The organism is Nocardia sp. FBN12, from assembly GCF_054031145.1.
This window is the reverse complement of record NZ_CM132926.1, coordinates 2,954,378-2,970,221: the sequence shown is the minus strand read 5'-3', so window position 1 is coordinate 2,970,221 and position 15,844 is coordinate 2,954,378. Positions and strand designations below refer to the sequence as shown.

The following is a 15,844-nucleotide window of genomic DNA, read 5'->3' as shown; positions in this document are numbered from 1 at the left end:
CGTTCTCCTATCCACCGGGGCCGGGCAGATCCCGGCACAGCCGGATGTAGCCGATATCGGGGGACACCCAGTCGGACCACTCGGCCTCGGTCATGTTCTCGCCGAGCTTCGAGCACAAGGTGCCGGTCCACGCCGCGGGCCCCGGCCACACCCAGATGCCGCTGTCCGTGCCGTCGCGGCTCGCCCAGTCCGCCCGGATCTCGCGACTATCGGGACCGATCTGGAACCTCAGGATCATTCCGTCCGGTCCCGGCATCGGTTCGCCGACCGGGTCACCGGTCACGGCATCCCAGAGGTGGACGGTGCCATCGAGGCCGCCCGCGACGATATAGCGGCCGTCGGGGGTGAACGCGAGCGCGTCGAACATCAGCGTCTTACCACCCGGCTTGGCCATCGGCGCACCGATCACCGTGCCGGACACCGTGTCCCAGCGTTGCAGGGTGAGGCCGGTCGCCGTGACGAAGGAGCGTTCGTCCGGGCTCACGGCGAAGGCGTTGACCACGCCGGAGAGGTTGGTGTGATGGATCCCGCGACCGGTCGCGGGATCCCAGCCACGGACACCGTCGACGCTCACCGACAGCAGCCGCTGTTCACCGGTGAAGATCAGCCGGGTGACATCGTAGGCGTGGCCCGCGATCGGTCCGGCGACAGTGGTTCCGGCATCGACATCCCAGAGCCACAGCGCATGGGTGTCGTCGGCTGCTGCCAGGTGACGGCCGTCCCGATCCAGTGCCAGGGTGGTGATCGCCGCGGCCGGTCCGCTCCGCGGCGGTCCCAGCATCCGGCCGGTGTCGACCTCACGAACGACGACGGTCCGGTCTTCGCCGCCGGCGGCGATCCGGCGGCCGTCCTCGCTGAACACCAGATCGGTGACCGCGCTGCCGAAGCCGGTGTGCGACTCGCCGACGGGGTGCCCCGAAGCCGTGTCCCAGATCCTGACCGAGCCGTCCTGCCGCCCGAACGCGGCCCGGTGACCATCGGGGCTGAATGCGTAGGCGGTGATCGCTCGGTCCTGTGCCAGTCTGAGCGGGCCGGTGCGCGAACCGGATTCGAGGTCGACGATCCACGGTTCCAGCTCCCCGGATGCCGGGTCGGCCAGCACCTGCACGGTGCGGTTGCCGATCGGCTCCGAGAGCACGTGCCCCGCGGGGGTGGCGGCGGCCGGTGGCAGCCAGCGGTGCCCGGGGGAGTTGCCCGCGTCGGCATTCCAGACGCGCAGGGTGCCGTCTGCCGCGCTCGATGCGATGCGTGGCCGGGCCGGATCCGGGCTGAAGGCGGCATCGGTGAGGTATCCGGTGTGGCCGATCAGCGGTTGCCCCGCGGGCGCGCCGGTCGCGGCATCCCACACCCGGATGGAATCGTTACCGGCGGTGAGGAACCGCTGGGAGTCGGGGGCGAAATCGACCGCCGCGACGTAGCCTTCGTGCGCGGTCATCGGATCACCCACGGGCAGGCCGGTATTCGCGTCCCACAGCACGATCGGCGCGTTCAGGTCGGGTCCGCCGCCCGATGCGATGCGCAGTCCGTCGGGGCTGTACGCGACGCTGCGTACGGGCGCGGTGTGGCGGCGCAGGGGCTCCCCGACCGTGTCGCCGGCCCGGACATCCCACCGCCGGACCGTGGCGTCGGCGCCGCCGGAGACCAGGCGGCCGTCGGGGCCGAAAGCCAGGGCGTGGACCTCGCCCTCGTGCCCGGTCAGCACCATCGGAGACGTACGGGACCCGGTGTCCCACACGCGGATCGAGCCGTCGTGCCCGGCACCTGCCACCCAGCGGCCGTCGCGGCTGATGGCCGTCACGCCGAGCGGCTCCGTGACGCCGGGAAACGGTTCGCCGACGGGCGCGCCGGTTTCGGCGTCGAGGAAGCGCAGGTCGGCTCCGGAGACCAGGACGCGGCGCCCGTCCGGGTCGTAGGCGACGGTCATGCTGCCGGCGACGAGCGGTGCCGTGGCAACCGGTCTACCCGTATCGCCGTCCCAGGTGCGCAGTTCGGCACCCGCGGTGATGATGCGTCGGCCGTCCGGGTGCACGGCCAACGCCATGACCGGCCGGGACCTTTCGGTTTCCTGCCGCAGCGCCTCAGCGGTGATTTCGGCGGGCATGGCCCAGGGCAGCCCGGTCCGGATGATCTTCTCGGTGGCGCTCAGATCGTTGAGCGCGCGGATCTCGGCAGCCGGATCACGCGACGGTGACAGCTGCCGGGACGCCAGCGCCTGGTTGATCGCCCGGAGATCGTCGCGCGGCCGGGCCCCGGCGAACATGGCGTCGGCATCCGAACCCAGACGCAGGCCGATCGCCTGATTACGCTGGTGGATGGCCTCATTGCGCTGCTGCACGGCGTCGCGTCGCTGGAGCACCGCCACCCCCGCCGCGGCGAGTGCCAGGATCGTGAGTACGACCAGCGCCGCGACGGCGCCGCGCCGCAGCCGGCGGAACCGGCGCAGCTCGCGCGCGTCCTCGCTCGCCAGTTCGTATTTCGGCTTCCCGTGGATGGGCGCGGCCAGATCGGTGACCTTCTCCCGGAACAGCGGCGCCGCGGGATCCCACGGCGCGTCGCCGCCGACATCGACACCGAACGGTTCGGTGGGCAGCGCACCGCGCACGGTGAGCGCGGGCAGCGCCACCTCGGCGCAGGCGGGATCGATGCGCCCGCCGTGTTCGTCCCAGCCGAGTCGGCCACCGGTGACCACGAGCATCAGATTGCGGGGACCCCGGGTCGCCAGCCAGTAAGCGACCTCCCGGTCGACCCACTTCGAGGTGACCGATCGCGTCGAGAGCACCACGATCAGGTACCGGGACCGGTCCATCGCGTCGGTGACCATGCCCCACAGGTCCGGGCTCGCGGTCAGGTCGGTGGCGTCACGGAAGACCCGCAGTGCCGCCAACCGCCCGATCCGCCGCCCGATCCGGTGCAGGCCCTTCTGGATGCCGGCCGCGATCGCGCGATCGGCATGCGAATAGGAGAGGAAGGCGTCGTAGTCGAAGGTTTGGGCGCCCATGGTGAGTCACCTCGTTCTCGCCGCTGTCGCCGTGAGTCTTCCTGGACCGGCACGGCTGGTCACGCGTAGTCGGCTACGCGCATCCGGGGCCACCGCGCCGCCTATCCTCGAGATATGGACGAGCCGTCGCGCTGGGTCCGGGGATTCGTCGTCTTCCCCCCGGATGCCCCGCGTCGTCCGGCGCGGCTGCGGATCGAACTGCGCGATGTCACCTTCGCCGACGGACCGGCACCGCTGCTCGCCGAGCTGAGTACCGATGTGCCGATCGGGCCGGGTGCGCGATACCCGTTCGAACTGCACGCCCCGGCCGGACCCGCGCGGTCGGCGCAGGCGCTGGCCTGCCATGTCGATCTGACCGGGGACGGGATCCTGCGCGCCGGTGACCTGGTCTCGACCATGGCGATTCCCGTGCCGCCGCAGGGCACAGTGGCGAATCTGATCATCCCGGTCACCGTCGTGCCGGAGCCACTGAACACGTAGTCGGCTACCCGTGTCCGGCTGGGCCGCCCGGCCCACACTGAGGTGGACGCGACCGGCCCACGGTCGCCCCGGCACAGAAGGTGCGGCTGATGATCATCCACAACCCCGTCCCGGCGGCACACACCGCCGTCGAGGACACCGGCGAATTCCGGTCCGGCTTCGAAGCGGGCACCGCCGCCGTGCCCAGCGTCACCCACGGCACGCGGTACCTGCGCTACGCCGCGGTCGACGGCATGGCCGTCTTCGAAGGCGACATCGTCCTTGGCACCCTCGCGGCGATCCAGGCGCCGCACCGGGCGGAGGGCGTGGTCATCACCGGCGCGGAATTCCGCTGGCCCGATGGCGTGGTGCCGTTCGAGGTCGACCCGGCACTGCCCGACCCGCAACGGGTGGCCGCCGCGGTCGCCCACTGGAACGGGCGCACCCACCTGCGGTTCGTGCCGCGCACCGCCGGGGATACCGACTTCCTCCGGTTCATCCCGAGTACCGCGAGCCGGTCGCCGGTGGGCAGGCACGGCGGCATGCAGACCATCGAACTCACCGCCACCGCGCCCATCGGGACCGTGGTGCACGAGATAGGACACGCGATCGGGCTGTGGCACGAGCAGAGCCGCGAGGACCGCGGCGATTTCATCGACGTGCGACTGGTCAACGTCGACCCCGCGACCCGGCACAACTTCGCCCAGCACATCACCGACGGCGACGACATCGGCGACTACGACTTCGGCTCGATCATGCATTACCCCGCGACGGCCTTCAGTATCAACGGACAGGCCACCATCGTCCCGAGGGTCGTGCTGCCGCCCGGGGTCAGCATGGGACAGCGCGTCGAGCTCTCGGCGGGCGACATCGCCGCCGCCCACGCCATCTACCCCGACCCGGCCGGCGGCTGAATGGCGCGGCCGAAGACGAGTAATCGACTACTCGTGTCCGTCCCACGGGCCGCGGCGCACGCTGAGATCCCAGCGACCCCGACCCGGACAGGTGATCGACATGACCAGCGAGACGAGCACTGCCGCATGGCGGGAACAGGTGTCGGCCGCCGCCCAGCGCTACGCCGACAGCGCCGCCCAGCGCTGCCGCATCGAGCAGCGGCGCCGAACGGCCGAGTCCGATGTCGTGGACAGCGAGGAACAGATCGTCGCCCGCGCGGATCGATTGTTCGCCAACGGCGAGGTGCCCCCGGAGGTAGTGACCGACCTCGCTGCCGGCGAACCCGTCGGCCGGATCACGGCGCTCGAACGGGTGATCGGTCAGGTCAACGATCTCCAGGCGGCGAACTTCCTCGGCCGCGGCGGCCGCGCGGCGGCCACGGTCGCGCGGATCTCCCTGGCCGACAACGGCCGGGAGGTCCCGATCGGGACCGGCTCACTGGTCTCCCCACAGCTGCTGCTCACCAATCACCACGTCCTGCCGACCGCGCAGAGCGCCGCGCGGGTGATCGTCGAGTTCCGCGCCGAGACCGATCTCGACAGCACACCGACCCCGCCGGTCCGGGTGCGCCCGGTTCCGCAGGACTTCTTCGTCACCCACGAGAAACTCGACTACACGCTCGTGCGGCTCGGTCCCGTACCCGGCGACGGTGCGCCCGGCGTGACCTTCGGCTGGAATCCGCTGATCGCCGAGCAGGGCAAGATCGTCATCGGGGAAGCCATGAACGTCATCGGCCACCCGATGGGCAGGCTCAAGGAGATCTCGATCCGCGACAACCGGCTCGACCTCCAGCTCGACGACTTCCTGAACTACTCCTCCGACACCGAACCGGGCAGTTCGGGCTCCCCGGTGTTCAACGACCAGTGGGAAATCGTCGCCCTGCACCACTGCGGCGTGTCCGCGCAGGACACCGAGGGCAACACCCTGCGCCTCGACGGCAGGCGCTGGCAGCCCGGCGACGGCGACGACGCCGTGCAGTGGATCGCCAACGAAGGGGTGCGGGTGAGCGCGATCCTGCGCGACCTGCGCTCGCGTCGCTACGATCCCGCGCAGAAGGCCCTGCTAGACGAACTCGGCGAACAGGCCGGATTGGATGTGGTCGGACCACAGCAGGACATCGGGGTCGTTTCGCAGCCGGAGCCGATCGTCGGGCGGCCGGAACCGGTTGTTGGGCAGGCGGATCCGGTTGTCGTGCCACCGGAACCGGCTGTCGTGCGGCCCGAACCGGCTGTCGTGCGGCCGGAACCTGTCGTGCCACCGCAACCGGCTGTCGCGCAGGAGGAATCGGTCCCGCGCCTGCGCGGTCTGCGCGGTAACACGACGGCGTTCGGCGGACGCCGGAGCCTGCTGTTCCTGCACGGCCGCGGCCAGCAGGGCCGCGACCCCGGCGACCTGCGCCGCGTGTGGACCGCCGGTTTGAACAAGGGCCTCACCCTGGCGGACCTGGCGGCCATCGATGCCGCCGACGCGTACTTCCCCTACTACGGCGACCGGCTCGCCACGAGCCTCGAGCACCGGGAGTCCACGGGGGCAACGGATTCCGCGCTCTACGAGAGTCTGGTGACCGAGGCCGCCGAAGCAGCGGGTATGCCGTCCGCAGGGGCCGAGACCGACGCCGTCCCCGAGGAAGGGCTGCGCGGTATCGGGTCCGGCCTGCTCGGCCGGGTGCACGACCAGCTCGGCTGGCTGGCCGCGCGCAGCGGTCTGGACACCTTCCTCATCAGCGCCATCTTCAGTGACGTCGCGGCCTATCTCGGCAACGACGAGGTCCGCAAAGGCGTCCTCGAGACAGTCCTGGCCGATACGCCGGCCACCGGTGAACTGATCCTGGTCGCACACAGTCTCGGGACGGTGGTGGCACTGGATCTGCTGACCGAGCTGCCGCGCGAACTCGATGTGCGACTGCTGGTGACAGCGGGCAGCCCGCTGGGACTGGACGCCGTCTACCGCAAGCTGCTCACCGGCGGCGCGACCCGCCCCGAACGAGTCGGCAACTGGCTCAACACCTTCTACGCGGGCGATCCCGTCGCTATCGGCTGCCCCCTGCGGCCGGTGTGGGGCGCCGGTGTGCACGACGCCGCGGTCGAGAACTCGAAGGAACACGCGCACGACATCGACGAGTACCTCGCCCACCCGGTGGTCGCCGCCACCATCGGCCGCGCGGTGCGCGCCTGAGCGCATCGTTCGCGCCGTCCACGGGCCGGTTCCGGATTCGCGTAGCGCCCTACGCGTTCGGAACCGGCCGTCGCGAGGGATCCTGAACAGGAAGGATTTCGGCGAAAGGTACAACGATGTACGACGCGGATCCGGAGGACGCGGTCCTGGCCGCGAGCTCCGACACCAGAGAAGAAATGGACGAGCCGCCGGCGGTACACCGGCACGGCGGCCACGGTCACCGGGCCTACGCATCGGCCCGGCGCACACAGAAGATCCTCTGCACCCACGGCACCGGCGCCTGGGTGTTCGGTTTCCCCGGCCCAACGGTGCGCGCGGGGACCAGGATTTCGGTGCGCCTGGCCGAGATCGGCCCTGACGGTGTTCCCCTGCCCGACAGCGACACGGTGCGTGTACTCGCGGTGGTCCCGCACAGCGACGGCACCACCACAGTGCGGTATCACGTTGGCGCGGAACACAATCTGCGCGTGCTGTTCGACTTCGCCATCGTCACCTGAGCGGTGCCGCCCCGGCGGCACCGGCGGCGCCCCGCGGCACCGGTAGCCGTCGCAGGCCAGCTGTGCGCGCAGCATGTGCGAGGTCCGGTCGGTGCTGTCGCCGGGCGGAGACCGCGGTTTCGCAGCGCGTCGAGGCACCGCTGCTGCATGTCCTGTTCGACTTCCTCATCGTCACGTGCGCGGCACCGGCGGCGCCGTCAGCCGTCGCCGGCCAGCAGTGCGCGCAAAATATGCGAGGTCCGGTCGGTGACGGTCGCCGTGGGCAGATCGCGATCCCGCAGCGCGTCGAGGCACCGCTGCTGCAACTCCTGCGCCCGGCTGCACAGCGCCCAGGTCGGCTCGCCGGACACCGGCACGACACGCGCCGCGACCTCGAGCAGATCGCAGCCCGCACCGGTCCAGCGTTCGGCGGTGACCTCGGTACCGGCGAGCCGGATCCCGGTCCAGCGAGTACTCACCACGGGCCCCACCGCCCGCAGGTGGTCCACCGCCACACCGGGCGGGGTGCAGCTCACCAGGAACTGACGCTGAGCGGGGGAGAGAATCTCGGTGACATCGCCGCCCGCGTCGACCGCGGCCCGGATCGCACCGGCCGGACGGTGGCTGACCGCGGAGGCGGCGAGCTCACGGCGCATCCCGCGCCAGGCGCCCTCGATCCGGAATTCCAGGTCACCGTCGACGAACGGCGCCGCCCACCGCCCGGCCAGCCGGGGCGGCGAGCAGGGCAGCAGGTCGACCGCGAGATCGTCACCGGGACCGCTGCGCAGCCGGATGGTGATCCCGCTCGACATCAACGCCATCGGGTCCGGCGCGCCCGGGGCGGGGGCGGCGAACCAGAGTTCGTGTGCCGTCGCGGCGGCGGTCGTGCCGGTGAGCAGGGTCAGCGCGGTGCCGGGATCGCCACCGATACCGAACCCGATCTCGATCGGAGTAGTCATCCTTGCCCCTTCCGCGCCTATGCCACCACCGCTGGACGGCACTCGCATACAGCTTGGCTCGAGCGTCCAGGAACGGGCACGCGTAATTCGCTACTCGATCGCCGGACCTGCCGTCGCCCACACCTGCTCCCGGCGGCCCGCGCGGGCGAGCCGAGTAGTGCACTACTCGCGACAGCGCCGGTGCCGTGGCCGACACTGGCCAGTGGTCCGATTCCTGCCGCCACCAGGAGGTTCCCGATGGTCACGCCCCGGCAGAAGCGCCTGGTCCCGTTCGCGGCCCACCCGGTCCGCTTGCTCGCTCACCTCGCCGAGGTGGTCGACCGGCGGCTCGGCTGGTCACGGTTGCCGACCCCGCTCGGCCTGGTGGTGCTGATAGGCCTGCGCAGTCGGCTGCGGGCGCACAACCTCATCGACACCGGCGGCCACCCCGACCGGCCACTGCCCCCGGACACCGACGGCACCCACCGCGCGGCCCGCACCGTCGACGGCACCTACAACGACCTCGACGTGCCGCGCACCGGCTCGGTCGGCTGCCGGTTCGGCCGCAACGCCCCGATCGCGGCGACCTTCCCCGAGACCGGGGACAAGCTCATGGAACCCAACCCCCGCCTGGTCAGCGCCACCCTGCTGCGCCGCGACCGGTTCCGGCCCGCGAGCACCCTGAACCTGCTGGCCGCCGCCTGGATCCAGTTCGAGGTGCACGACTGGTTCAGCCACGCCCGCGACGACACCGCCCCGTTCACCGTCACCCTCGGCGATCACGACGACTGGCCGGAACCGCCCATGACCATACCGAGCACCCCGACGGTGCCCGCCCCGGAACCCGGCGACCCGCCGACCTTCACGACCACCAGCTCTCACTGGTGGGATGCCTCCCAGATCTACGGCAGCACAGTCGAATTCGCGAAAGCGCTGCGATCGGGCAAGGACGGCGAACTCCTCGTCGACGAACTCGGCCTGCCTCCGCTCGACGCGGCCCGGCTGCTCGCGCTCGACGACACCGCCGTCAACGCCTGGGTCGGCCTTGCCCTGCTGCACTCGCTGTTCCTGCGCGAACACAACGCCATCTGCCGCCGCCTGGCCCAGCGCTACCCCGACCTGACCGACCAGCAGCTCTACGACACCGCCCGGCTGGTCAACTCGGCACTGGTCGCCAAGATCCACACCATCGACTGGACCCCCGCGATCATCGCCCACCCGACCACGGTCGCGGCCATGCGCGCCAACTGGTTCGGTGTACTCGGTGAACGCCTCACCCGCCGCTTCGGGCGGCTGTCGGGCAGCGAAGTCCTGTGCGGCATACCGGGTTCCGCGGTCGACGACCTCGGCGTGCCCTACTCGCTGACCGAGGAGTTCGTCGCCGTCTACCGCATGCACCCGCTGATCCCCGACGACCTGACCGTGCGCGACCTGGCTGACGACCGGGTACTGGCCACCCACCCCTTCCCGGATCTCGGGGTGGAGTCCATCCGCGACCGGCTGACCGAAACCCCGATGGACACCCTGTTCTACTCCTTCGGCCGTGCCCATCCCGGCGCACTGACCCTGCACAACTACCCAGAGCACCTGCGCCATCTGACGCGCCCCGGCCGCCCGATGCTCGATCTCGCCACCGTCGACATCCTGCGGGTGCGCGAGCGGGGCGTCCCGCGCTACAACGAGTTCCGCAGGCAACTGCGGCTACCACCGGTGACCTCCTTCGACCGGATGACCGACGATCCGGCCTGGGCGCGGGAACTGGCGCAGGTGTACGGCGATGTCGACAACGTCGACCTGATGGTCGGGCTCTACGCCGAGCCGAAGCTGCCCGGATTCGGGTTCAGCGACACCGCGTTCCGCGTCTTCGTGCTGATGGCCTCACGGCGGTTGTCCGCGGATCGCTTCTTCACCACCGACTTCCGGCCCGAGATCTACACCGAGGCGGGCATGGCGTGGGTGGCCGACAACTCGATGCGCAGCGTCCTGCTGCGGCATTTCCCCACGCTCGCACCGGCTCTGGACGGAGTCGGTAACCCGTTCGCACCGTGGCGCTCAACGCGGCACACCGAGGAAAGGGCAGCACGATGACCGACGTGGCCGCGCCGCGCACCAACCCGGACTATCTGCGCTACCGACCGGACGTGGAGCACCCGCGCCCCGACGAGGACGCCGACATCGACCGGATCATCGCCGTGCTGCGCAGCAACAACCAGCGCGCCTACCGCCGCAACAAGCGCGGCATGCGCGACGCGCACGCCAAGAGCCACGGCATCCTGCGCGGCGAGCTGACCGTGCACGCGGATCTGCCTGCGGAACTGGCACAGGGCATGTTCGCCACACCGCGCAGCTACCCGGTCATCGCCCGCCTGTCGAGCACCTCGGGGGCCATTCGCAGCGACCAGTTGCGCGGCGTGCGCGGTCTCGGCATCAAAGTGCTCGGCGTCCAGGGGCCGCGGGCCATGCCCGGCGACACCGCCACCACCCAGGACTTCATCATGGTCACCCACCGGGAGTTCCTGTTCGCCGACGCCCACGCCTACCTCACCCGCGGCATGCCGACCGCCTGGACCCTGGCCCGGCTCCCCGACCATGTCCTGCGCGCGGGCAGCGACCTGCTCGCCGGGGTGGACCGGCACCTGCTGCGGCGGATCGGGCTGCGGGTCCCACCGAACCTCGGCGTCTTCATCGCACCCAACACCCACATCCTCGGCGAGACCTTCTACACCTCCGCGCCGCTGCGCTACGGCGATTACATCGCCAAACTGCTGTTCACCCCGGTCTCCCCGGAGGCCGTCGCCCTGCACGGACAACCGGTCGGCGACGGCATCAACGTCCACCGCGAATCGGTGATCGACTTCTTCGCCGAGCACAGCGCCACCTACGAACTGCGTGCCCAGCTGTGCACGAACACACAGACCATGCCGATCGAGGACGCCACCGTCGCCTGGCCCGAGCGCGAGTCCCCCCACTGCACCGTGGCCACCCTGCGATTCGGCACCCAGGACCCGTACACGCCCGCACGCCGCGCATACGGCGACGAGGTCCTGTCGTTCAACTCCTGGCGCGGACTGGCGGCGCACCGGCCACTGGGTTCGATCAACCGGCTCAAGTTGCGGGTCTATGAGGCGTCGAGCAACTACCGCCATCACGTCGACAACGCACCACGGATCGAGCCACGAGACGCAGCAGAGTTACCGCCGTGACCAGCTCATATGCCACACAGGCACCTGCTAACGATCGTTGTGGGGTCGCGGGCCGGGAACTAGACTTCACCGGTATGGGCGGTATGTGGCAGCTACTCGATCGCCCCACCGAACACGAGGCCGTGCGGTCGGCGCTGACCGACGGACACGGCGGTGCGGTGCTGGTCGGCGCGGCCGGTGTCGGCAAGACCACCCTGGCCCGGGCTGTCACCGCGACCCTCGCCGAGCCCGTGCGCTGGGTCGCCTGTACCGAGTCCTCCCAGGCGATCCCGCTGGGCGCCTTCGCACCGTGGATCGCGCCCTCGGCCTCACGCGACCCGCTGGCGCTGCTGCATTCGGCGAGAGAGAATCTCCTGGCCCAGCCGGGCACGATCGTCGGCGTCGACGACGCCCACCTGCTCGACCGGCTCTCGGCCACCCTGCTGCACCAGATCGCGCTCGACCGGGGCGCACGCATCATGGCCACCGTGCGCTGCGGGGAAGTGGTGCCGGACGCGGTCACCTCACTGTGGAAGGACGGCTTCCTCGACCGGATCGAGTTGTCGCCGTTCACGAAACAGCAGTGCACCACGCTCGTGGAGAGCGTCCTCGGCGGCACCCTGGAAGGGCTCAGCGCCGACGTGCTGTGGGAGTCCTCCGGCGGCAACCCGCTGTTCCTGCGGAACATGGTCGAGGGCGCTGTCGAGGCGGGCACGCTCACCGACGTCAACGGGGTCTGGCAGCTGCGCGGCCCGACCGCGGTCCCCGCGGGCCTGGCCGACCTGCTCGACGAACGCCTCACCCGTGCCCGGCGCGACGTGCTCGACGCGCTCGAGACCCTGGCCGTGTACGAGCCTCTCGATATCGACATCCTCACCGAGTTGGCCGGCGCCGAAGCGGTGGACGCCGCCGAACACACCGGCCTGATCCGGGTGTGCCGCGACGGCGGCGCCGTCGCGGTGCGATTCAGTCACCCGCTGCTGGGCGATGTGGTGCGCCGCCGGATCGGGACCGCCGGGGCACGGGTGCGGCGGGCCCGGCTCGTCGACGTCCTGCGCGAGCGCGACCTCAGCACCCCCGCGCACCGGATCCGGCTGGCCCGGCTGTGCGTCGACAGCGATCAGCCGATCGACACCGGGCTGCTGATCAGCGCCGCCAAAGACGCTGTCTCACTGTCGAATCTGCCGCTGGGTGAACGGCTCGCGCGCGCGGCCCGCGAGCGGGGCGGGGGACTGCGCGCGGCGGAACTGCAATCGCGGGCGCTGCTGTGGCAGGGCAGGCCGCAGGACGCCGACGAGATCCTGGCCCGGTTCGACCCCGACCGGCTCGACCAGCTCCAGCTCGTCCAGTGGGGAGTGCTGCGCGCGAGCCTGCGGTTCTGGCTGCTTGGCGACGTCGACCGGAGCCGCGAGCTGATCGACCTGCTCACCGCGCGCGTGGATCACCCCGCCCTGCGGGTCACCGTCGACGCGGTGGGAGCGGCGATGGCCGTGCACGAGAACCGCATCGCCGAGGGAGTCGCCGTCGCCGAGCAGGTGCTCGCCGACCCCGTGGCGCCGAGGCAGGCGGTCGACTTCGCCGCGTTCGCACTCGGGCTTGCCCTGCCGGTCGCCGGTCGCGGCGCGGACTTCGCCCCCATCGCCGCGCTCATCCGCTCCGAGCAGAAGTCCACCGACGGCATCATCCGGGTCATGGTCCGCTACGGGGATGTGCTGGCGCTGACCATGATCGGCGATCTCGACCAGGCCGACCGGCGCGCCGACGAATACCGCGACTTCTCCTCGGCCGGCCAGTTCGTCGGCTGGGCGATCGCCCGCATCGCGGCCGGCGTCGTGGCCACCTACCGGGGCCGGTTCCGGGACGCGATCGCGGCATTCGACCAGGCACTCGCCGCCCTCGACGCCGAGAACTCCCTGCCGTGGAAACTGCCGGCGCGATTACTGCTGGCCCGCTGCTGTGCCGCGATGGGGGAGGTCGAGCACGCCGAGCGGGTACTCGGTGAGGCCGAGGAACACCACGGGCCGCACACGCTGCTGCACGAGCCCCAGCGCCTGATCGCCCAGGCCTGGCTCGCCGCCGCCCAGCACCGGGTCCACTGCGCGATCGACCTGGCCCGCCGGGCCGCCGATCTGGCCCACCGGTCCGGCCAGTTCGCACTGGAAGCCGAAGCGCTGCACCACGCCGCGCGATTCGGCGACCGGCGCGTGGCCACCCGGCTCGCCGCCCTGGCCGGTCATGTCCAGGGCCCGGTGGCCGGCCTCTACGCGCGCCACGCGGCCGCGGTGGCCGCCGCGGACCCGGCCGGCCTGAGCGCGGTCAGCGCCGAATTCGAGACCGCGGGCCTGCTCCTGTCGGCCGCCGATGCCGCCGCCCAGGCCGTGCCCGTCCACGATCGCGCGAGCAACCGCAGGCAGGGCGCCGCCGCCGCGGCCCAGGCCCTCGCCCTCGCCGCCCGCTGCGACAACGCGACCACCCCCGCCATCCTCGGCGCCGCCCGCCCCCTGCCGATCACCGAACGCGAACGCGAGATCGCCGCCCTCATCGCCCGCGGCCTGTCCAATCGCGCCATCGCCGAACGCCTCTGCGTCTCGGTCCGCACCGTCGAGGGCCACATCTACCGCGCCTGCATCAAACTCGACGCCGGCGACCGAGAACAGCTCGCGAAACTGATCTGAGGTCGCGGGGGAGTCGCAGTCCCTCCCCGCGGTGCCGCGCGCGAGGCATCGCGGTGCTCAACCAGTGACTCAGGCCCTCGTGAGGGCGCGCCGATCGCCCGCTCTCACCACTGCGAGACAGAACCTAGACGAGATCGCTCGGGTCCGTATTGGCCCCGCACAGGATCACGCACACCCGTTCGCCGGGTTCGGGGCGGTAGACAGGGCCCGAGCCGGTGTCGAGCAGTGCCGCCAGCGCGGTGGCGGCGCCGTTCTCGACGACGATCCGGTGCCGGTCCCATAGCTGTTGCCTGGCCGCCCGGATCGCCTCGTCGGGCACGAGCAGCGACCGCACACTCGGATGCTGGGCGGCGGCCAACGCCATCGCGGACACATTCGGCGCACCGAGGGAATCGGCGGCGATCGAGTCGACGGTGACATCCACCGGGCGGCCTGCTTCCAGCGCGGCGTTCAGCGATCGACAGCCCTGTGGTTCGACGGCTACGGTGCGAATCCCGAAATTCTGTGCGGCGACCGCGGTTCCGGTGAACAAACCACCGCCGCCGACGGCGACGAGCACCGTGTCGAGATCGGGCAGCTGCGCCTGGATCTCGCGCATGAGCGTGCCTGCGCCCGCGGCGACGAGCGTATTGTCATAGGCATGGGCGGCCAGCGCACCACTGGTCTCGGCGAATTCCCGGCAGGCGGCCAACGCCTGCTTATATTCCGGACCGATCAGTCGCACCTGCGCGCCGTATTCACGAAGTCGACCAATTTTGACCGCAGGCGCGGTCTCGGGCAGAAACACCGTCGCGGGCACCCCCGCCTCCCGTGCCGCCCACGCGCACGCCAACCCGGCATTGCCGCCCGAGGCGATCGTCACACCCGCGTCCGGCAACGTTTCCGCGGCCGCGTGCGCACGCACGAAATTCTGCGCACCTCGCGCCTTGAAAGTACCGGTGAACTGCAAGAACTCCAGTGCGAACCACAGCGGGTCCGGCCCAGCTCCGGCCGGTGCGAGGGTGATCGGGCGAACCAGTCCGTCGATCCGCGCCGCGGCGGCTTCGATGTCAGCGAAAGTCGGGGTCACCCCTCGACTATGCCACCGGTCAGGTCCCGTCGATCCGCCTGTTGAGCGGGCGAATTGTTACGACGGGTTTACGCCCGCACCAGTCTGGGTACATAACAGATCGGTAACAAGCTCGAAGGCGGGTAGTCGTGTCGGTCTGGGGACGCGAAAACCCCCAGTGCACCGGCGCACGCCCGGCGTGTCAGCAAAGGATGTGCACACACATGAGCGCGAACCTGATGATCGTGGACGACGATGTCCAGATGCGGGGGAACCTGCGTCGTGCGATGGAGGACGAAGGGTATGCCGTCGCCGAGGCGGGCGTCCCTTCCGACGCCCTCGATCGGCTGCGTAACGACGGGCCACCCGATCTGATGATCGTCGACCTGATGCGCGGCGAAGCCGACGGCTTCGACTGCATCAGGGAGATCCGTCGTGACCACGACGTGCCGATCATCGTGATCAGCACCCGTTACGACACCCACGACGTGGTCGCGGCCCTGGAGGCGGGGGCCGACGACTTCGTGAGCAAGCCGTTCGAAATCAAAGAGATCACCGCCCGGATGCGCGCGCTCCGCCGTCGCGCCCGCATCACCGCCGATCGCGACACCACCCCCGAGGCGGTGCTCGACGCCGATCCACACACTCCGCTGGTGCTCGCGGCCGACGCGGGCGCGGTGCGACGAGGCGCCGAGGAGATCCATCTCACGGTCACCGAATTCCGGTTGCTGTGTGAGCTGGCCGAGACGCCTGGCCGGGTGCTGAGCCGTTCCGTACTGCTCGAAAGGGTATGGGACCAGGGCTTTTTCGGCGACGAGCGAATCGTCGACGTCCACGTGCGCCGACTGCGCACCAAGATCGAACGCGACCCTTCCGACCCGCGCATCGTGGTTACCGTGCGTGGTCTCGGGTATCGCCTCGATGTGCAGTCGTAGTAAA

The 15,844-nt window shown here is 70.7% G+C and carries 11 protein-coding genes; 8 read left to right on the top strand and 3 right to left on the bottom strand.

Annotated features, from left to right (window positions below):
• Positions 1-7 precede the first annotated feature (7 nt).
• Positions 8-2,998 (bottom strand): toll/interleukin-1 receptor domain-containing protein, encoded by a 2,991-nt coding sequence (locus ACWZHB_RS14390; protein WP_427908444.1) that lies wholly within the window; start codon positions 2,996-2,998, stop codon positions 8-10.
• A 114-nt stretch (positions 2,999-3,112) separates the two neighbouring features.
• On the opposite strand from ACWZHB_RS14390, the gene ACWZHB_RS14385 reads away from it, so the two are divergent.
• The 4 genes from ACWZHB_RS14385 (at position 3,113) to ACWZHB_RS14370 (ending at position 7,083) form a co-directional block, all read left to right on the top strand.
• A complete protein-coding gene (locus ACWZHB_RS14385) occupies positions 3,113-3,478 on the top strand; it encodes a hypothetical protein (protein WP_427908443.1) in 366 nt (121 codons plus the stop codon).
• 89 nt (positions 3,479-3,567) lie between these two features.
• On the top strand, positions 3,568-4,371 hold the full coding sequence (locus tag ACWZHB_RS14380; RefSeq protein ID WP_427908442.1) for a M12 family metallopeptidase: 804 nt from the start codon (positions 3,568-3,570) through the stop codon (positions 4,369-4,371).
• A gap of 100 nt (positions 4,372-4,471) precedes the next feature.
• Positions 4,472-6,586 carry a trypsin-like peptidase domain-containing protein gene (locus ACWZHB_RS14375; RefSeq protein WP_427908441.1) on the top strand — a complete coding sequence of 705 codons (2,115 nt, stop codon included), beginning with the start codon at positions 4,472-4,474 and terminating at the stop codon, positions 6,584-6,586.
• Positions 6,587-6,702: 116 nt separating this feature from the next.
• On the top strand, positions 6,703-7,083 hold the full coding sequence (locus tag ACWZHB_RS14370; protein WP_427908440.1) for a hypothetical protein: 381 nt from the start codon (positions 6,703-6,705) through the stop codon (positions 7,081-7,083).
• Positions 7,084-7,280: 197 nt separating this feature from the next.
• On the opposite strand, the gene ACWZHB_RS14365 is transcribed toward ACWZHB_RS14370, so the two are convergent.
• Positions 7,281-8,021, bottom strand: coding sequence for a hypothetical protein (locus tag ACWZHB_RS14365; protein ID WP_427908439.1), 741 nt, complete (start codon positions 8,019-8,021; stop codon positions 7,281-7,283).
• 237 nt (positions 8,022-8,258) lie between these two features.
• Between ACWZHB_RS14365 and ACWZHB_RS14360 the strand changes: the two genes are divergently transcribed.
• The 3 genes from ACWZHB_RS14360 to ACWZHB_RS14350 all read left to right on the top strand — a co-directional run bounded on the left by ACWZHB_RS14360 (position 8,259) and on the right by ACWZHB_RS14350 (position 13,857).
• Positions 8,259-10,088 (top strand): peroxidase family protein, encoded by a 1,830-nt coding sequence (locus tag ACWZHB_RS14360; protein ID WP_427908438.1) that lies wholly within the window; start codon positions 8,259-8,261, stop codon positions 10,086-10,088.
• Entirely contained in the window at positions 10,085-11,203 is a 1,119-nt protein-coding gene (locus tag ACWZHB_RS14355) for a catalase family protein (RefSeq protein WP_427908437.1), read from the top strand. The genes ACWZHB_RS14360 and ACWZHB_RS14355 overlap by 4 nt, the downstream gene beginning before the upstream one ends.
• Positions 11,204-11,277: 74 nt before the next feature.
• Positions 11,278-13,857, top strand: a complete 2,580-nt coding sequence (locus ACWZHB_RS14350) for a helix-turn-helix transcriptional regulator (protein WP_427908436.1) — start codon at positions 11,278-11,280, stop codon at positions 13,855-13,857.
• Positions 13,858-13,981: 124 nt separating this feature from the next.
• Here the strand turns inward: ACWZHB_RS14350 and ACWZHB_RS14345 are convergent, their stop codons facing one another.
• The gene (locus ACWZHB_RS14345; RefSeq protein ID WP_427908435.1) at positions 13,982-14,926 is read right to left on the bottom strand and encodes a threonine/serine dehydratase; all 945 of its coding nucleotides are present in this window, start codon (positions 14,924-14,926) and stop codon (positions 13,982-13,984) included.
• A 203-nt stretch (positions 14,927-15,129) separates the two neighbouring features.
• Here ACWZHB_RS14345 and ACWZHB_RS14340 point away from each other — a divergent pair, with 203 nt between their 5' ends.
• Entirely contained in the window at positions 15,130-15,840 is a 711-nt protein-coding gene (locus ACWZHB_RS14340) for a response regulator transcription factor (RefSeq protein WP_427908434.1), read from the top strand.
• Positions 15,841-15,844 lie beyond the last annotated feature (4 nt).